Origin of the sequence: Haladaptatus sp. W1 (genome assembly GCF_001723155.1) — an archaeon.
In the GTDB taxonomy this organism is placed as follows: Archaea; Halobacteriota; Halobacteria; order Halobacteriales; family Haladaptataceae; genus Haladaptatus; species Haladaptatus paucihalophilus.
This window is the reverse complement of the sequence record NZ_MEIH01000296.1, coordinates 1-16967: the sequence shown is the minus strand read 5'-3', so window position 1 is coordinate 16967 and position 16967 is coordinate 1. Positions and strand designations below refer to the sequence as shown.

Annotated in this window: 18 protein-coding genes, 1 tRNA gene and 1 pseudogene; 7 read left to right on the top strand and 13 right to left on the bottom strand. The window is 62.7% G+C overall.

Annotation, left to right across the window (positions count from 1 at the left end; all coding sequences use genetic code 11):
- From BG842_RS14820 to BG842_RS14795, 6 genes are all read right to left on the bottom strand, one after another.
- Positions 1-300 (bottom strand): hypothetical protein (locus BG842_RS14820; RefSeq protein ID WP_069451345.1); only part of this gene is annotated, 300 nt, incomplete at its 3' end.
- Positions 297-1205 carry a hypothetical protein gene (locus BG842_RS14815; protein ID WP_069451344.1) on the bottom strand — a complete coding sequence of 303 codons (909 nt, stop codon included), beginning with the start codon at positions 1203-1205 and terminating at the stop codon, positions 297-299. The genes BG842_RS14815 and BG842_RS14820, both read right to left, overlap by 4 nt.
- A gap of 114 nt (positions 1206-1319) precedes the next feature.
- Complete coding sequence (locus tag BG842_RS14810; RefSeq protein ID WP_069451343.1) at positions 1320-2156, bottom strand: HTR-like protein; 837 nt, start codon at positions 2154-2156, stop codon at positions 1320-1322.
- Between the two features lie 11 nt (positions 2157-2167).
- A complete protein-coding gene (locus BG842_RS14805) occupies positions 2168-3145 on the bottom strand; it encodes a beta-ribofuranosylaminobenzene 5'-phosphate synthase family protein (RefSeq protein ID WP_069451342.1) in 978 nt (325 codons plus the stop codon).
- A gap of 81 nt (positions 3146-3226) precedes the next feature.
- Complete coding sequence (locus BG842_RS14800) at positions 3227-4183, bottom strand: glycosyltransferase (RefSeq protein ID WP_069451341.1); 957 nt, start codon at positions 4181-4183, stop codon at positions 3227-3229.
- Between the two features lie 58 nt (positions 4184-4241).
- The gene (locus BG842_RS14795) at positions 4242-4973 is read right to left on the bottom strand and encodes a hypothetical protein (protein ID WP_069451340.1); all 732 of its coding nucleotides are present in this window, start codon (positions 4971-4973) and stop codon (positions 4242-4244) included.
- Between the two features lie 212 nt (positions 4974-5185).
- On the opposite strand from BG842_RS14795, the gene BG842_RS14790 reads away from it, so the two are divergent.
- Complete coding sequence (locus tag BG842_RS14790) at positions 5186-5701, top strand: hypothetical protein (RefSeq protein WP_139136134.1); 516 nt, start codon at positions 5186-5188, stop codon at positions 5699-5701.
- Positions 5702-5844: 143 nt separating this feature from the next.
- Positions 5845-6339 (top strand): DUF2378 family protein, encoded by a 495-nt coding sequence (locus tag BG842_RS14785; RefSeq protein WP_254663192.1) that lies wholly within the window; start codon positions 5845-5847, stop codon positions 6337-6339.
- A gap of 13 nt (positions 6340-6352) precedes the next feature.
- On the opposite strand, the gene BG842_RS14780 is transcribed toward BG842_RS14785, so the two are convergent.
- From BG842_RS14780 to BG842_RS14755, 6 genes are all read right to left on the bottom strand, one after another.
- The gene (locus tag BG842_RS14780; RefSeq protein WP_254663191.1) at positions 6353-7339 is read right to left on the bottom strand and encodes a 3-keto-5-aminohexanoate cleavage protein; all 987 of its coding nucleotides are present in this window, start codon (positions 7337-7339) and stop codon (positions 6353-6355) included.
- Between the two features lie 298 nt (positions 7340-7637).
- Positions 7638-7708 (bottom strand) — tRNA-Pro (locus BG842_RS14775).
- Positions 7709-7752: 44 nt separating this feature from the next.
- A complete protein-coding gene (locus BG842_RS14770) occupies positions 7753-8811 on the bottom strand; it encodes a succinylglutamate desuccinylase/aspartoacylase family protein (RefSeq protein WP_069451336.1) in 1059 nt (352 codons plus the stop codon).
- Positions 8812-9596: 785 nt separating this feature from the next.
- On the bottom strand, positions 9597-10469 hold the full coding sequence (locus BG842_RS14765) for an RNA-guided pseudouridylation complex pseudouridine synthase subunit Cbf5 (RefSeq protein ID WP_069451335.1): 873 nt from the start codon (positions 10467-10469) through the stop codon (positions 9597-9599).
- A complete protein-coding gene (gene cmk / locus BG842_RS14760; protein WP_069451334.1) occupies positions 10469-11047 on the bottom strand; it encodes a (d)CMP kinase in 579 nt (192 codons plus the stop codon). Before cmk ends, BG842_RS14765 begins: the two co-directional genes overlap by 1 nt.
- 39 nt (positions 11048-11086) lie before the next feature.
- Entirely contained in the window at positions 11087-11998 is a 912-nt protein-coding gene (locus BG842_RS14755) for a DUF106 domain-containing protein (RefSeq protein WP_069451333.1), read from the bottom strand.
- Positions 11999-12146: 148 nt separating this feature from the next.
- On the opposite strand from BG842_RS14755, the gene BG842_RS14750 reads away from it, so the two are divergent.
- On the top strand, positions 12147-12491 hold the full coding sequence (locus BG842_RS14750) for an SHOCT domain-containing protein (protein ID WP_069451332.1): 345 nt from the start codon (positions 12147-12149) through the stop codon (positions 12489-12491).
- Positions 12492-12497: 6 nt separating this feature from the next.
- On the opposite strand, the gene BG842_RS14745 is transcribed toward BG842_RS14750, so the two are convergent.
- Complete coding sequence (locus BG842_RS14745; protein WP_069451331.1) at positions 12498-13115, bottom strand: adenylate kinase; 618 nt, start codon at positions 13113-13115, stop codon at positions 12498-12500.
- An 86-nt stretch (positions 13116-13201) separates the two neighbouring features.
- On the opposite strand from BG842_RS14745, the gene BG842_RS14740 reads away from it, so the two are divergent.
- From BG842_RS14740 to BG842_RS14725, 4 genes and pseudogenes are all read left to right on the top strand, one after another.
- On the top strand, positions 13202-13672 hold the full coding sequence (locus BG842_RS14740; RefSeq protein ID WP_069451330.1) for a hypothetical protein: 471 nt from the start codon (positions 13202-13204) through the stop codon (positions 13670-13672).
- A 158-nt stretch (positions 13673-13830) separates the two neighbouring features.
- Positions 13831-14265, top strand: a complete 435-nt coding sequence (locus BG842_RS14735) for a universal stress protein (protein ID WP_069451329.1) — start codon at positions 13831-13833, stop codon at positions 14263-14265.
- Complete coding sequence (locus BG842_RS14730) at positions 14265-16490, top strand: amino acid permease (protein ID WP_069451328.1); 2226 nt, start codon at positions 14265-14267, stop codon at positions 16488-16490. The genes BG842_RS14735 and BG842_RS14730 overlap by 1 nt, the downstream gene beginning before the upstream one ends.
- A 35-nt stretch (positions 16491-16525) precedes the next feature.
- Positions 16526-16927 (top strand): annotated as a pseudogene (locus tag BG842_RS14725) (DNA primase); the annotation flags it as partial.
- Positions 16928-16967 lie beyond the last annotated feature (40 nt).

The following is a 16967-nucleotide window of genomic DNA, read 5'->3' as shown; positions in this document are numbered from 1 at the left end:
GTGGGTACAGTGGAGGGTCGGCGGGTCGCCGACGTGCGGACAGCCGTGGCAGGTCGCTTTCGGAATCGTGCGAACGTCGCGGTCGTCCCGACCCGCCTCTCGGGGGGCGCTCACGACGAGTTCGCCGCTGTCCTCGTGCAACAGGTCCGCCCAGAGTTCGTCGATATCGACGTCGCCGACGTCAACTTCTCGAGAGGCGTCATCGACCGGCGTGGACTTTCGCTTCTGGCGCTCCTCGATGTCGGCGGCGAGGTCGGCGAGGGGTTCGTCCCGGTCGTCCCCGGGCGGTCGGTCGCTCACTCGCCCATCACCTCGTTCAAGAGGTCGTCAACGTCGAGGTCGGAGTCGGGGTCGAGGCCGCCGTCGAAGTTGAGGTCGGGGTCGAGGTCAACATCGGACTTCGACCGCGATTCGAAGTCCGGGTCGGTGGTGTCGCCTTCCAGCGCGGGCGGACGCCCCACGACGAGCCAGTTCGACCCGAAAAAGCCCTGCTTGGGGTCGATGTCCTCGAACGTCGCGCCACAGTGCGGGCAGGCGGGTTCGGTCAGCAGCGCGATGGTCACGCTCGTCTCGCACTCGGCGCACTTGGCGCTCGTAATGCCGTGACAGTTGGCGGTCCGGTCGAGTTCGGCGGTGGCCGCCCGCGTCGCGTTTTGTGCGGCGAGCGTGCGCGCTTGGTCGCGGACGGAAACGAGCGCACGCGCGAGGACGTCGAGTCGCTCGTCCAGTTCGTCGGTCGTCTCGGTGAGGTAGTCGAGCACCGCCTCGTAGTTCTCGAATCCGGAGTCCAGTCGTTTCCGGTTCTCGGCCACTCGTTCACGGAGGGCGTCGAGTTCCGGTTCGAGGTCGTCGCCGTCCCCGTCGTCCACCGTGCGACGGAGGTCGGCGAGTTCGTCGTGAAGACCGGCGAGTTCGCCGCGGAGTTCGGGGTGGTCGTGGTCTTCCGGGGCCTTATCGTCGGTTTCGCGCTTTATCTGGACGACGCGCTCGCGCACGTCGGTCAACTTCTCCATGAAATCGTCGCGGAGTTCGGCGAGCCTTTCGTCGGAACCGTTCCTCTCGTGGAGCGTCCCGTGCCCCGCGACCAGTTCGGAGAGGAGGCGCTGGCGGGAGATGCCGAGTTCGTCGGCCGTGTTGGTTAGCCACTGGTCGACCGCTGCCGGAATCTCTTCCGCTGGGACGTGACCCGCGTCTTCGCTCTCCATTCGGGTGAATACCTATTTCTCACAGCGTTGACTTAACGTTTCGCCTCGACGGGAGGGGGATACCGGAAAAGAAGAGCGAATTTTGAAACGATGGTCGAGGCGAGCGTATGGACGCTATCGAATCTTGCGAACGTTGCTGATGTCCAACCCGTCGCTCTGTATCTCCGTTTCGAAGCGAATGATGCTCTCTTCCTCGATGCGCGAGAGGACGCCGCGGTACTCGCGGACGAACATGGTTCGAGCGCGCTCGTTGCCGCCGCTCTCCCACTCGAAGGTGATGGTGCCGTCTGTCGCGCTCATCAGGGCACCCATCTGGCGCTCCGTCAGACTCTCTTGTGCGACGAGGACGAGTATCAGGCCGCCCCACGCCTTGGCCGCCTTCTTCATGCCCTTGAGGAGCATGACCATCTGGTTCCAATCCACCTGCTCGTCCGGAAGCGACGAGAGGTCGGTCAGCGAATCGACGACGACGAGGTTTCGGGGCGCGTTCTCGGAGTGGTATTCGCCGAGCGCTTCGAGGACGCCGCGGCGGTCGTGACTGCTCCCGAGGTCGGTGATGGTGCGACGCTTCTCGACGTACCAGTCGTTCGGAATCGGACTCAGTTGGAAGTACTCGGCCGAGAGGTCCTCGAACGAGATGGCGTCCGCCGCCGGACCGATGAGCGTCTCGTCGATGGTGTGCGTGAGTTCGTCGAATATTTCGGGTTCGTTGGCGGTAAAGGAGACGTAGTGAACTTCGTCGGGGAGGTCCGAGTGCGAGTCTATCGGCCCGTAGTGAAGTTCGAACAGGTCGGAATCGACGTGACCGAGGGCGTTGATGGTCGCGCTCGTGTACGCGAACTCGCGTGTGCCTGCCCCGGCGTCGCCAGCCAACAAGACGACGCTCCCCGGCGGGGACCCCCCGCCGATGAGCGAGTCGAACTGCGAGACGCCGAACGGGATGCGGTCCATGCGTTCCCCTCTCATTCCTGACGCTTACCGTTTACGCTCGCTCCGGCGTTTCGGGGTGAAGTGAGCAACACGTCTCCGGCGACACCCGCGGAATCGAGCGCGTTTCGAGCCGCCTCGACGGCTCCGTCGGCCAACGTCCGCGTGGTCACGCCGTACACCGCGGGTCCCCACGACGACTGCCCGGCACCGAACACCGCCGGGGAGGATTCCATGGCGGTGACGAGTTCGCCGACGGGTGGCCGATAGACGCCGCCCTGTTCGTCGGCGTACCACGCGCCGTTTCGGCGACCGACCTCGGCGACCGCACTGCCGAACCGGTCCGGGTCCCCATCCGCAATCGCCGGAAGCACCCGACGGAGGAGTATCGAGGAGACGTCCTCGGCGATTGTCGGGTCCGCGCGTTCGACGACCGAGCGCATGCTCGCGTCCTCGTCGTCGCCGCTCCGGCCGGGTTCGGCGTCCGGGAGGACGAGCACGAATCGCCAGTCGTCGGGAACGTCGTGTCGCGCGACGACGGGGGGAACTGACCAGTCGCCGCGTGCGGGACGAGCCGTGGTAAAGCGTTCCGTGGGATGTCCGGCGTCAACGACGAAACCGCCGCGCTCGAACGCCGAGACGCCGATGCCGCTCCTCCCCGCCCTGTCGAGGGCGGGCGCGTGCTCGCGGACCGCCGGGTCGTCGCCGTAGGCGTGGGCGACGGCGGCGAAGACGGCCAGCGCGAGTTGCGTCCCGCTCCCGAGTCCGACGTGTCTCGGCAGCGTCCGGTGAACTCGAACGTCCGCGCCGGCGACGGAGAGCAAGTCCGTGGCCCTGCTCGCGTACTCGCGTGCACACGGGTCGTCACAGCGCACCTCGTCCGCCGGTGTCGCCTCGACGGAGACGGTCGGCGAGGAAAGAGCGACTCCCAACCCGCCGTACAGTCGTTCGTGGGCGAGCGAGAGGTTCTGAAAGCCGAAGTGGAGTCGCCCCCCGACCGTCACCTGTACCATACCTAGCGGTCAGTCGAGAGCGGGATGGCGATTTCGGCAGTGGCAAATTACCGTGCTATCACACGAGCCGTCGAAAACGAGCTACCCCATGTGGTCCAAAACGTACTCCGCCGCGCGGTCCGCGCCGTTTTCGTACTCGGGTGATTCGGGGGGATGGCGTACCGCGCGGGTGACGTGCGGAATCGAGTGCTCGATTTGGAACCCGCGAAGGCCGCGGCGTTCGATGACCCGCGAGACGCCGTGTTGCTCGTCGGTGAACGGGTAGATGATACAGGGCGTCCCGGCGACGGCGGCCTCCATCACGGTGGAGTAGCCCGAGCAGACGACGACGTTCGCGGCCTGAATCCACGGAAGGAGCGACGGCACCGACTCCCAGCCGTCGTGACCGACGAGGGTCACGTCGTTGCCGTCGTCTTCGAGGGCGCGGGCGAGTTCCGCGAAGTTGGTCGTGTAGGTGCTCGGAACGAGGAGCACGTCGATGTCGTCGGGAGGCTCCTCGCCGTTGGGTTCGAGGGCGATGGGAGGGATGTGGACGACGCCCGGCGGGTCGCCGCGGTCCGGCGGCCACACGGCGGGATAGAAGAACGCGTGAGACACCGAAATCTGGTAGCGGTTGAGAATCCACGTGAACACCTCTTCGATGGCGGCGTCGTAGTAGGATGCGGCGTTGTGGGTGAGAACGTACAGCGGCGTATCGGTGCAGTGGGCCGCCATCGCGGCGAACATGTCGTCCGTCACGAGGGCGGCGGGGTCTTCGCGGCGGAGCCATCGAACGAAGTCGAACACCCGCCGACCGCTGTTCGGAACGCTTCGAGTCACCACGTCGAGAATCGACCCGCCCTGATAGTCACCGATGTAATCGACCGTCGCCGGACGGTAGACCTCGTAGCCGTTGTGCTCGATGAACTGGGACCCCGGACCACCGCCTGCGAGGACGACATCCGTCTCCGGCCCTTCCAATGCTTGTGCCACCGCAAGCATCCGGGTCGCGTGCCCCGCGCCTTCCGGATAATGTGCGACAGCAACGGTCCGGCTCATGGCCAACTGTCTTCCCTGCCGTGGGAAGTATATTTGGATTTCCTGTTTTGGAAGAAAATCAGGCACAGTCGATGACGAGGATTTCCGTCGCACCGCGTTGGAACTCGAACGGAACGGAGCGAATCTCGACGCCGTACCCGTCCGACCGAAGGGAATCGAGGAGGTCGTCCAGCCGCGGGTACGGCGTCCCCTCGAAGTCCGCGAGAGGGTAGACGCGAACTTCTTCGGCGGTGACGCGAGCGAGTTCGCGGAGCGACTCGATGTGGAATTCGTGGCTCAGCCGGTCGGCGTACAGGAAGAGCAAATGCGCCGAGAGCGTGTGCGTGAACGCGTCGTCCTCGAACGGGAGGTCGGGAAGTTTGGCGGGAACGTACCGACCGGAGGCGAGTCCGGCGGGGTAGTCGTTCAAGAACGTCTCGTAGGCCTCGGTCCAGTGGTCTCGAAGGCCGTCAACGTCGCCGTAGTAGTCCCACTCGAACAACTCCTCCGCGTCGTCGAACCCCTCGAGTGCCATCTCGATGTCGAGATCGCCGCGCGTATCGAGGTCGCCGTAGTCGCCCCGATACATGATGTCCGCGCCGACCGCAGAGAGTCCCCGTTGGGTCGCTTCCGCGACGAACGCACACGCGCCGGAGGGACAGTCGAGTATCCGCCCCCCGTCGAGTCGCTGGAGGTCGAGATCGAACATTCGAACGTACTCCTCGAACGTTCGCCCGATGAACGCCACATCCTCGATTTCGTACGTTTCATCGTCCGACGAGGATTCAAACGGTTCGCCATCGGAATTCACATTAAGAATTAGAATATTGTAAATAATAAACCTAGAGACCCACATATATGATATCAAACAACAAGGGTAGGAAGCATATATTGTATGAGTCAGGAGTTCTCTCCGCTTGCTTTCCCACCCCGTGATTACAAAATATTTACTATTTCTAGTTATTTAATCTGATAATAGTAATTTATTTAACATACTTTTATAAAATAATTTTCATGCCTCAAATGGCAGCGGCAAACACGCAGGTAAAAGGAGACTCTCTCACATCCGTCGTGCAGGCTGTCTCTCGGCTATCGGAAGCGTATCGGAAGCGCGTTCTCGACGTGTTGGACAAAAACGGTGTTCCCGAACCACAGGAGGGAGAATGGTACTCGCTCCTGGCAGCGATAGAGTCGCTCGACGAACTCGTCGACGGTATCGGCCCGCGAACCGTCAAGACCATCGGGAAGGAGATTCCCGAAACCGTAGAGTGGCCACCACAAATCGACTCCGTAGAGGCCGGATTGACCGGGCTCGACGACGTGTATCAGATGTATCACCGCGGTGGAGACGTCGGCTACTACGAGTTCGAGAAGACCGGCGAAACGGAGGGACGAATGATCTGTGAGACTCCGTACCCGTCGCCGATGGACCAAGGAATCGTCGAAGGTATCGTCAAGAAGTTCAACGACAGCGGCGCATTCGTCGAAGTCGAGCGGGACGAAACGGCGAGCAAACGAACGTTCGACGTTTCGTGGTGATCGAGCGCACGCCAGTTATCAACCGAATTCTATTTTATATTTTCTTATGATAAAACAAATATTCTACAGATGAAAACTATCCTCGTGTGTATATTTCGGAACGACGCGGAACGGACATCAGTAGCATCGAAGTAGAAGGGCGAGTGGTTTCTTCCATCGTCAGCGGAGTCGGGTCTTTCTCCGATGCGTACGAGCGGCGGGCGCTTTCCATCCTCGAAGAGAACGGAATCCCGAAACCACAACCCGGCGAGTGGTATCCGATGGAGTCGTATCTCGACGCGTTCGACGAACTGGCCGAGACGGTCGGACCGAAGACGGTGACGAAGATAGGGACGAAGATACCCGACGTCGTAGAGTGGCCGTCGGAGGTCGATTCGGTGGAGAGCGCCCTCTCGAGCGTGGACGACGTGTGCCAGACGAACCACCGCGGCGGGGAGGTCGGCTACTACGAATTCGAGAAGACGGGCGAAACCGAGGGACGAATGGTGTGCGTGAATCCGTATCCACCGGAGTTGAACAAGGGTCTCATCACCGGCGTCGTCGAGACGTGGGGTGACGAGGACGCCGACGTCGAGGCGGTATTTCGGGGGTCGAGAGACGAGATGCAGCTGGTGACGTACGTGGTTTCGTGGCAGTAGCCGACACCCGACATCAGCGTGGCGAGGTGTACTCCAAGCCGAGAAAGTCGCGGGCCTGGTCGGGGTCCGTGATGACCTCTCGGCCGAGCAGCTCGGCGAACTGCACGGCGAGTTCGATGATTTCGGTGTTGTCCTGAATCACCTCGTTCCGGTGCGGGTATCGCCAGTAGGTGTCCTCGATACCGACGCGGACAACGTTCGCACCCGCGAGCAGTCCGAGGACGAGCGTCGGAAGCCAGTTTCGCCCGCCGGGGTTGACGCCGACGATGGCGTCGTCGATAGTCTCGCGGGTGTTGTAGATGGAGGAGATGACGTTGAGGTACGACCATGGGTCGTTGTTCGTCGTCTGGGAGTGGTGTGCGCCCAGATAGAGGTTCAGCATGTGCGAATCTTCCTCCACCTCGCCCTTCTCGAACAGTCGATGTTTCAAGTCGTAGAGGACGTGCGTGTCGTACAACTGGAACACCGGTTTGACCCCGTTTTCTTGGAAGAACCGAACGCCCTCCGTGATGGCCGACGGAGAGTGATAGGTACCAGTGCCGAACAACCCCATCGGGAGGACGACCGAACCCTGGCAGTACTTGTTCCCGTCGCCCATGCGGAGCAGTTTCTCCGTCGCCGTCACGTAATCGGCGTGCGGGCCGGTCATCCACGTCTGACTCGTCGTAATCACCTCACCGCACGCCTCGAACACGGGGTCCAGCACCTCGGCGAGCAGTTCCGGACTCTCCCACTGGGGCCGCCGCTCCTCGTTTCGCGGGTGGACGTGCACCGCGGCGGCACCCGCCTCGATACCCTCGATGAGTCCCAGACTCTGTTCTTCGAGCGTGTCCGGGACGGCGGGGTAGTGCTCGCCGCCGGCCTGCCATCCGGGGTAGGCGCATTCGATGACGACCGGCCCGCCCATCGTGTCGATCGGCTCCTCGCGGTGGACCGGGAAGAACTCCTTTGCCATCTCGGGCGTGAACGTCGGCGACGATTCGAGTTCGTCGAACGACAAATCGTCGTAGAGATTTCGATGGAGGGCGTCGCGTCTGCCATCCCTACCGGCCGCTCCGGTGGGTTTTCTTTCGACATATCTAACTGGTTGTACCAGCGATATCTTAATCTTCTCTTAATATTATAAACTCTGGAAACAAATATGTCCAATGGTGGTAATACCCAGACATTCTCGACACTCACAGAACAACACGGTACATCGAACTCCGAAGTAATCCGTCAGCGTACGAGCGTCGTTGACGGATGAGCGACCACGGAAAGGGTCGCTTCGCTCGCCTTTCCTGCTCCCAACAGAAGTATGGGACCGCCGAGAGTCGAACTCGAGTCCTACGGACCCCATCCGCAGAGGATACCACTACCCCACGGTCCCGCTACATTCTGCAAAAGGAGAGTGCCTATGTTAAGCCCTTCGTTTCACTCCTGCGAGCGTGGGACTACCACGTCGCCGTCGTCCCGCACCGCCAGACTCGCGAGCGGGTCGTTCTCGTAGGCCGCGACGCCGTGATAGCGCCCGACGACGTAGCCGTCGTGGTCCGTTTCGACCGTCGCCTTCGGTTCGCCGTGCGGCGTCACGATGTCCGCGATGACGTCCCCCTCTTCGAAGGTGTCCCCCGCCTCGACGCGGTGGCGAACGATTCCGGCCGTTTCGGTGTGCGGATGGACCGCGCGCTTGACCGGGAAGTCGACGGGCGCGGCGAGTCCCGTCGGTTCCGCGTCGCCGGGTAGCATATCGAGTTCGCGCATGACGTTCAACAGGCCGACGACGCCCTTCTCGCGGGTGTCCTCCTCGACGACCTCGAAGCCGCCGAGTTCGACCGTGAACGCGGGAATTCCGGCGTTGTTCAGCGCCGCACCCGCCGTCGAGCGCTGGAGGTTCTGCTCGACGTACTCCTCGGCCACGTACTCGTTGATGACCGGGAAGTCGTAGGCGTCCACGAGGCGTTCGAGTTCGTCGGCAAGGTCGTTGGCTTCGTCCTCGTCGCGCTGAGTTCCGTAAAGCACCCTGTCCCGAATCACGAACGGAATCGACCCGACCTGCGCGGTGTGGAGGTCCACGAGCGCATCCGCCGAGTCGGCGAAGGCGTCGAACACCCGTTCGTCGATGAGTTCCTGCACGCGCGCGGGACGCGACCCGTCCGCGTCCGGGTCGGGGAAATAGCGATTCGGATCGTCACCGTGGTAGTAGGAGGCGCGGGTCGTCCGGCGGAGTCCGGCGGGATTCAAATTTGGGAGACAGACGACCGTCCCGCGAATCTTCGACGCCAACTCCTCATGCATAACGTCCTGCGCGGTGGCGAGGGCGGTCACCTCGTTGCCGTGAATCGACGCCGTAATCCAAAGCGTCGGGCCGTCCTCCTCCCCCTCCGCGATGAGGACGGGGAGGCGTTCGGGCGTTCCTGTCGGAAGGTCGGTGACGTCCAACCATCCGGTGACGAGTTCGCCGGGCGCAGATTCCGCGGTGCCGACTTGCATACCGGGTGGTGTTCGGCAGGAGACAAAAAGCAGCGTGAACCGGCAGGGGAGGAAGCGATGGCGGAATAACGGTAAACCCGTGCGTTCCTCGAATAAAAAGGAGTCACCGTCTATCTCGCAACGGATAGATGAACGAGAGTGATAATCGTTAAAACATCCGTACTCCGGAATGGCGGACTTCCCCGTTCGAAAGTACACCGGTTGCTCAGGAGTATTGAAATCCCGTAGGATGATTCGCGCGAAACTGAATCGCGCACGCAGCTTCCTATCTTCCCCGGGGAGTGACACGTCATCACACCCGGTTTACCATAGGGAGCGACCTTACGGCACTACTCCCGCTTAAGCCTGATTAGGGCTACGGCAATGGCGATAATGCGAAGAACGGTCGTCACCGCCCACATTGCCGTCTTTGAGCTAACCAGACCCGCGAGGATTGTTCCAATCATCCTACGGGTGATGGCATAACGCCATCATCTCCTTATATACATACTGTCTGTAAAAGAATGACGATTGTCGGCACCTGTGGAGTGGGATAGAGATGATTCTATGTAGTTAGCAGTACGGATGAGTGAATTGCCTCACCCGTGGATGATTGGAACAAGTGATTATTGAACGCCATCGGAAGTAAACCTTTTGTTTACTATTAGACGACCGGCGCGGTTTCTAATTCACACCACCAGACCATTTTTCCACTCGAAATGTGTTGGAAAGACGGATGGCTCAACGAGACGATCTTCGCACGAAATCCGGCTGGACCACGCGTTCGACGTGGTGGACTTCGACGCTCAGACCAACACGCGCTCCAGTTCGACCACGGTCCCCGTCTCGGCGTCCGCGTCGCCGACCATTCGGCCGAGACAGACCGCCGCGCCGTTCGGCGTGTGACAGGCGACGAGTTGCTCCCGTTCGGCCTCCTCCGCCTCGATGACGCCCGGCGCATACACCTGTGCGCCGTGTGCGACCTGCTCGGCGGCGCTCGGGGCGATGGTCACGCTCGGGAGGTGGGTCAGGGCGTCCTCCGCGGGTCGGACGATTTCCCGAAGCCAATCGTCCTCGTCCTCCTCCCGCCAGCGCGCCAGCGCGTCCGAGAGGTCGTGGAGGGTCACGAGGTCGGTGTCGTCGAACGGGTCGGTCGCCGTCCGGCGGAGGTGGCCCATGTGCGCCCCGGTTCCGAGCGCGAGGCCGATGTCGTGACAGAGCTTTCGGATGTAGGTTCCACTCTCGCACCGAATCCCGAGGAGCGCCTTTCTGTCCTGTACTTCCAGTACCTCCAACTCGTAAATCTCGCGCACGCGAAGCTTCCGCGAGACGGCGCTCTTCCGCGGCGGCTTCTGATACAGCGGTGCCTCGAACTCGGAGACGATGGCCTCGATGTCGGCCGGAGCCGTCTCGTGCAGTTCGAGGACCGACACGTACTCCTTCGAACCTTCGAGGAAGACCTGCGAGAGGCGGGTGGCCGAGCCGGTCAGCGTCGGCAGACACCCGGTGACCTTGGGGTCGAGGGTGCCCGCGTGGGCCGCCTGCTCGACCTCGCAGAGGTCCCGAACCCACGCCGCGACCTGATGGGCCGACGGGCCGGGCGGTTTGTCGAGGTTGATGACCCCGAATTCGAGGAGTTCCGCGGACGAACGCTCGGATGGTGGGCCGCGAAGCGTCATCAGAAGTCGTAGGTGACGCCGGTAATCGGGTACTTGCCCTCGTCGGAATCCGGTTCGTAGTTCTCGACGGCCGTCGTCAGCATGGCGAGAACGTCGTCGGGATTCCAACGCGCGGTGTTGATGCTCAAGTCGTAGATGGTGAGGTCGGTGATGTCGATGCCGTAGTACTCCTCGTAGCGTTGGGCCTCACTGCCTGCACGGGCGCGGGTCTCGGTCGCGGCCTGCTTTTCGGTTTTGTCCTCCCGGTCCGCGATGCGGGCCGCGCGCACGTCGAGCGGCGCGTCCAGCCAGATTCGGAAGTCGGCGTGCTCACCGGCGAGCCACCCGGCGAGTCGGGATTCGAGCACGATGTCGTCCTCCTCGGTGGCGATTTCGCGGAGGCGTCGGTCCAAATCGAGGTCTATCTCCTCGTCCTCTTCGGCCAGCTTGTTGAATTCGAGCGGCGTCAGGTCGCGCTCGGCGGCGAGTTCTCGGAAGATGTCGCCGCCGCTCACGTGTTCCAGTCCGAACGCGTCCGCGAGTCCTTGCGCAGTCGTGCTCTTCCCACTCCCCGGTGGGCCTGAGACGGTCAATAACATATGTACCCTCGAACGGGCACCAAGAAAGAGGTTTTGAACTTACGTCGGCGTCGTCTGGATGTTCAACGCCTTGCGGATGAGTTGCGTGAACGCCATCGAGCACAGGAAGTACCAGACGATCCACGCCATCATCGGCCCGATAACGCCCTCGGACCACCCTGTCACGCCGACCATCGGAAGGATCAATTTATTGGGAACGACGGCCGGCGTCTGGTCGCCGATGCGCCAGTACATCCAGAGGAAGGCAGGGATGGTGATGAACATCGTCCAGACCATCGGGCGGAACTGCTCTTTGAACATGCCCGTCTGGTCGCCCATGGCTTCCATCTGCTCCTGTCGGATGCGCTCCATCGCCTGCTCGTCGCCCTTCTCCTTCGCCTCCTTCTGGCGCTTCTGGATGTCCTTCATGCGCTCCTGATACATGCTCATCTTCTCCATGTCCATCAGGTTGTCCTGCAGGAGCGTGGTGTACAGTCCGGTCAGCATGGCGACGATCATGATGACGACGTAGAACGGGAGCGCGGCGTCGATGGGGCCGAGCACCACGTCGACGACCTGCCCGACGGCGGCGCGGATGCCGTTCTGGGAGTAGCCCAAGAACAGACCGATGCTCGCCACCGCCGCGAGTTTGTCCCACTTCGACCACGTGGTAGTCTCGATATCGTCCACGTCGCTGGACGAGGAGGTCGTGCTGGTCGTCGCCGACCCGGAGTCGTCGAGGGCGTCCGCGACTTCATCGGGGTCCGCGAGTTCGAACCCGTGGATACCGTCCACGAGGATACCCTTCTCTATCAGCCGACCCCACTGACCGCTGGTGAGGTCGTCGCTCACGTCCTGCCATTGGACTTCATCCGACCCTTCGTCGGTCCGTTCGTAGATGACCGAGAGGGCGTCGGCCATCGCCGGGTCCTCGGCGATGAGCGATTCTACCTTCTGCGCTGTCCGTGCCATTGTAGCACGTTTGGAATTCGGCGTTAATCAACCTTCGCCATCGGCACGGACGGACGCGAAGCGTCCCGACGACGAACACGCGAAAAACGACCGGCGCGACGGCATGACTGAAGATAAATTTTTTACAGCTATCACGTAATACGGGGGTATGAGCGAACTGAGTGAAATCCTCCCGGGGCACGATTTTTGGCGTGCGGTCGTATTGGGAGGGTTCGCCATCTTTCTGACGGGAATCATCACGGTTGTCGCTACGCAAGCACCCTACCTCCTCGGAATCGTCGCCGTTCTCGGATTCCTCGTGTGGTACCTGCGCGACGGCGACGAAACGGCCGTCGAGGGCAACGAGGACGAATCGGAGCTCGACGCCGTGGAGATGCTCAGGGCGCGGTACGCCAACGGCGACATCGACGAGGCGGAGTTCGAACGGCGACTCGGCACGCTCCTCGAAGCGGAACCGAGCGAATCGCCGGAAAAAGAACTGTCGTTCGAGTAGCCGCGTTCAGGCCTCTTCTTCGACCGTTTCCTTGATGTCGTCCCACACCTCGTCGGGCGTCTGCTCGCCGTCGATGCGGACGAGTTCGCCCGTCTCCTCGTAGTGCTCGATGACGGGTTCCGTGTTCTCGCGGTAGACGCGGAGGCGCTCGCGCACCGTCTCCTCGGTGTCGTCGTCGCGCTGGACGAGTCGCTCCTTTACCGCTTCGTCCTCGGCGGGATTGTACTCGATGTGGTAGATGTCGCCCGTCTCGGGGTCGAGACGGCGGCCGGTGAGACGGCCGACGAGTTCGTCCTCGTCCACGTCGAGGTACAGAACGACGTCGAGGTCGGTGATGTCGTCCAGGTACTCCGCCTGCGAGAGGTTCCGCGGGTAGCCATCGAGGACGTAGCCGTTGGCCTCGGCGAGCGCAGCCTGAACGATTTCGTTCACCACGGCGTCGGGGACGAGTTCGCCCTCGTCCATGTAACTCGCCGGAGTTCCGTACTCCGTTTCCATGTGCTTGTTCGCGCGGAGCGCGTCGCCGGTCGTGACGTGTTCCACGTCGAATTCCTCGGCGATTCGTGCGCTCTGTGTCCCTTTCCCAGCACCGGGAGCACCCAAAATCAGGATGTTCGGGTTCATGCACTCACCTGCGCCGTCCTCGCATAAAGGCTTACGGAAACCGAGCGGAGCACCCGGTTTTTGTCGTCCGAAGACGAACATCCGATATGACTCGATTCAGCGCTTCGACGCCGACTGAGCGGCGGAAACTCGTCGTGGACGCCATCACCGCACACCGCGAGCGCGGGAGCGCCTTCTGCACGCTGGTGGCCGACCTCGAACCGGAACCCGAACCCGACCTCGATTCCGAAGCGGAACCGACGGCCGCGGTGGAGAACGGGACGAGCGACGAGACGGACGACGACGAGGAAACCGAACTCCCGCCGTGGATACAGTTCGGCGACCGGACGCTCAACGTGGACTGCACGGACGAGGAACTGGACGCGCTCACGGAGTTGGTCCGGGAGTTCCCGGCGTTCAAAATCGAGCAGTTGGAGAGCCCGGAAAACGCGGAGGGGACGAACGTGCGCATCAGCGCGAAAGCCGACGCGAACCGCATCGCACAGTTCGTAGAGCGGGCGTTCCGCGACGTGTACGGCTGCTCCGAGTCGGTGACGGTCTGGGCGGTGGAGGTGTGAGTCCGTGGCTGGTTTCGTAGTCGTTATCACCTTGCTCGGAGATTACGGGGACGCATGACACATCGACACGCCATTCGAGATACGTCCGATATCGAACACTGGACCGACCCGACGCGACGGTACACCCGACAGGTGATCGACACTGGGTGGTACGTCACATGACGGGGCTGTTCGAACGCATCGTCCTCCCGGTCGTGACCGAAGAGGACGCGGAGACGACGTGCGACGCGGCGCTCGACCACGTTGCCGACGCCGACGGCCGCGTGGTCGCAGTGCACGTCGTCGAGAAGGGTGGTGGAATTCCCGACAAGGCGTCGGTCGAACAGCGCGAAGAACGTGCGGACGAGATATTTTCCGTCGTCACGGACCGCTGTGACGCCGCCGGGGTTCCGGTCGAGACGAAACTCACCTACGGCACGGACATCGCGGACGCCATCTTCGACGTGGCCGAGGACGTGGACGCGACGGCGATCGTGTTCTCGCCGCGGCACGGCAATCGATGGATACAACTGCTCACGGGGGACGTGGCGCACTCGCTCGTCACGAAGTCGGACAGACCGATAGTCGTCCTCCCCGACACGGAGGCGAACTGATGGCGGACGAGGAACTCGCAAAGGACCTCGGACCGCTCGCCGCGCTCACCATCGGCGTCGGGACGATGATCGGCGCGGGCATCTTCGTGCTTCCCGGCGTCGCCGCCGCGGAAGCCGGGCCGCTCGTCATCCTCTCGTTCATCGTCGGTGGCGGCGTCGCGGTGCTAACGGCCTTCTCTGCGAGCGAACTCGGCACCGCGATGCCGAAAGCGGGCGGCGCGTACTACTACATCAACCACGCGCTCGGGCCGCTGTTCGGCTCCATCGCGGGGTGGGGTAACTGGATGGGACTGGCATTCGCCTCGGCGTTCTACATGCTGGGCTTCGGCCAGTACGTCACCGAGTTCCTGTCGGTCCCATCGGTCGGCTTCCTCTCGCCGTCACAGCTCGGCGCGCTGGTGGCCGGGTCGCTGTTCGTCCTCGTCAACTACGTCGGCGCGAAGGAGACGGGGCGACTGCAGAACATCATCGTCGTGACGCTCGTTGGGATTCTGACGGTGTTCTCCGTCGTGGGCGCGTTCCACGCCGACCTCTCGACGCTTCGACCGTTCGCGCCCAACGGCATCACGCCGCTGTTGCCGACGACGGGACTCATCTTCGTCTCGTACCTCGGCTTCGTCCAAATCACGTCCGTCGGGGAGGAGATTCAGAACCCCGGGAAGAACCTTCCCCGCGCCGTCATCGGGAGCGTCGTCATCGTGACGATCATCTACGCGCTGGTGTTGCTGGTCCTCCTCTCGGTGGTCGAACTCGACGTCGTGGCGAACAACGACACCGCGGTGGTCGAAGTGGCGAGCATGCTGATGGGTCCGGCCGGGGCGGTCGCCCTCACGTTCGGCGGCCTACTCGCAACGGCCTCCAGCGCGAACGCCTCGATTCTCGCGTCCTCGCGCATCAACTTCGCCATGGGCCGGGACAAACTGGTGAGCAACTGGCTCAACGACATCCACGACCGGTTCACCACCCCGTACCGCTCCATCGGCGTCACGGGCGGCCTCATCCTCCTGTTCGTCGTCATCGGCGACGTGGAGGTGCTCGCCACGGCCGGGAGCGTCCTCCACCTCGTCATCTACGGCCTGCTCAACGTCGCGCTCATCGTGATGCGGGAGGCCGACACGGATGGTTACCATCCCGACTATCGCGTGCCGCTGTACCCGTACACGCCGATTCTGGGGGCCCTCACCTCGTTCAGCCTCATCGGCTTCATGGCGTCCGCCGACATCGTCGCGCCGTTGCTCGCCGTCGCCTTCGTCGTCGGCGCGGTCGGGTGGTACTTCCTCTACGCTCGCGGAAAGACGGAAAAACAGGGCGTCCTCACGGATTACGTCCTCAGTCAACCGGAGGCGATGCCCGAATCGGCCGTCTCCGCCGTGTCGTCGGTGAAACCGGACGGCGGCGACTACCGCGTGATGGTGCCGTTGGCCAACCCCGAACACGAGACGGACCTCATCTCGCTCGCCAGTGCCGTGGCGAGCCAGCGCGACGGAACGGTCGTCGCGACGCACATCGTGCAGGTGCCTGACCAGACGCCGCTCGCCAGCGGCGCGGCGCACGTCGAGGAGCTCGACGCCGAATCGGCCGAACTCCTCGAACGAGCGCGCGCGGATGCCGAGACGTTCGGCGTCCCCGTCGAAACGCACACCATCCTCTCGCACCGCTCCTTCGAGGAGATTTTCGACGCGGCCCGAACCCACGCCGCGGACCTCGTGGTCATGGGGTGGGGCGAGGACAGCCACGGCTCCCCCGGCCGGGCCGAGAGCGCCATCGACGAACTGACGAACGGGCTTCCGTGCGACGTGGTGGTTCTCCGAGATAGGGGATTCGACCCCGGTCGCGTGCTCGTTCCCACCGCTGGTGGGCCGGACTCCGAGCTCAGCGCGGCCATCGCACAGATGCTGCAGGCGGAGTACGACTCCGAACTCTCGCTCCTCCACGTCACCGACGAGTCGCGTGACGCGGGCGAAGAGTTCCTCGCCGACTGGGCCACGGAACACGGCATCGAGGACGCGAATCTCGTCGTGGTGGACGACGAGGACGTCGAAGCGGCCATCGAACGGGCGGCGGGCGACTGCTCGCTGCTAGTCATCGGCGCGACCGAGGAAGGCCTCCTTTCCCGTCTCGTCCGGGGGTCGCTCGCGCTCGACATCGTGGACGACGTGGACTGTTCCGTCCTGCTCGCGGAAAAGCAGCGAAAACGGTCGATTCGAGAGCGGCTCATCGGGTAATCCTCCCGACCGACGACGATGTCGAGACTGAAAAGCTTCGAGCAGCGGGGATCCTCAACAGTGCGCCTGAAGGCTACCCGTACGCGTTCACGGACATCGAGGACGCCCTGGAATACGGATTCACCGTTCAGGAAATCTTCGAGGACGACTTCGCGGCCACGGAGACGTTGGTGGTCTACTCGGGGCAAGGCTGTCATATCTACCTGCTCGATACCGACCATAAGCACCGCTACGACGAGCAAAGTCGGGAAGTGATCAACGACCTGCTGCTCGAAGAATACGAGATTCCAATCGATCCCGTTGTCACGGCCGACCGCCGCAGGGTGATGCGTCTGCCCTACTCACTACACGCCGATGTCTCCCGAATCGTCCAACCGATCGAAAGCCCAGATTTTGACTTTCGAACCGAGGCCGTTCCTAGTTTTCTCGAACCATGAGCCGGAAGACTCCACTGAACGACGAGCATATGGCGTATCG

Bases quoted from the DNA above. Each gene is read 5' to 3' on its own strand.
- BG842_RS14815 (WP_069451344.1), bottom strand. From the start codon at position 1,205: ATGGAGAGCGAAGACGCGGGTCACGTCCCAGCGGAAGAGATTCCGGCA.
- BG842_RS14810 (WP_069451343.1), bottom strand. From the start codon at position 2,156: ATGGACCGCATCCCGTTCGGCGTCTCGCAGTTCGACTCGCTCATCGGC.
- BG842_RS14805 (WP_069451342.1), bottom strand. From the start codon at position 3,145: ATGGTACAGGTGACGGTCGGGGGGCGACTCCACTTCGGCTTTCAGAAC.
- BG842_RS14800 (WP_069451341.1), bottom strand. From the start codon at position 4,183: ATGAGCCGGACCGTTGCTGTCGCACATTATCCGGAAGGCGCGGGGCAC.
- BG842_RS14790 (WP_139136134.1), top strand. From the start codon at position 5,186: ATGGCAGCGGCAAACACGCAGGTAAAAGGAGACTCTCTCACATCCGTC.
- BG842_RS14770 (WP_069451336.1), bottom strand. From the start codon at position 8,811: ATGCAAGTCGGCACCGCGGAATCTGCGCCCGGCGAACTCGTCACCGGA.
- BG842_RS14765 (WP_069451335.1), bottom strand. From the start codon at position 10,469: ATGACGCTTCGCGGCCCACCATCCGAGCGTTCGTCCGCGGAACTCCTC.
- cmk (WP_069451334.1), bottom strand. From the start codon at position 11,047: ATGTTATTGACCGTCTCAGGCCCACCGGGGAGTGGGAAGAGCACGACT.
- BG842_RS14755 (WP_069451333.1), bottom strand. From the start codon at position 11,998: ATGGCACGGACAGCGCAGAAGGTAGAATCGCTCATCGCCGAGGACCCG.
- BG842_RS14750 (WP_069451332.1), top strand. From the start codon at position 12,147: ATGAGCGAACTGAGTGAAATCCTCCCGGGGCACGATTTTTGGCGTGCG.
- BG842_RS14745 (WP_069451331.1), bottom strand. From the start codon at position 13,115: ATGAACCCGAACATCCTGATTTTGGGTGCTCCCGGTGCTGGGAAAGGG.
- BG842_RS14740 (WP_069451330.1), top strand. From the start codon at position 13,202: ATGACTCGATTCAGCGCTTCGACGCCGACTGAGCGGCGGAAACTCGTC.
- BG842_RS14735 (WP_069451329.1), top strand. From the start codon at position 13,831: ATGACGGGGCTGTTCGAACGCATCGTCCTCCCGGTCGTGACCGAAGAG.
- BG842_RS14730 (WP_069451328.1), top strand. From the start codon at position 14,265: ATGGCGGACGAGGAACTCGCAAAGGACCTCGGACCGCTCGCCGCGCTC.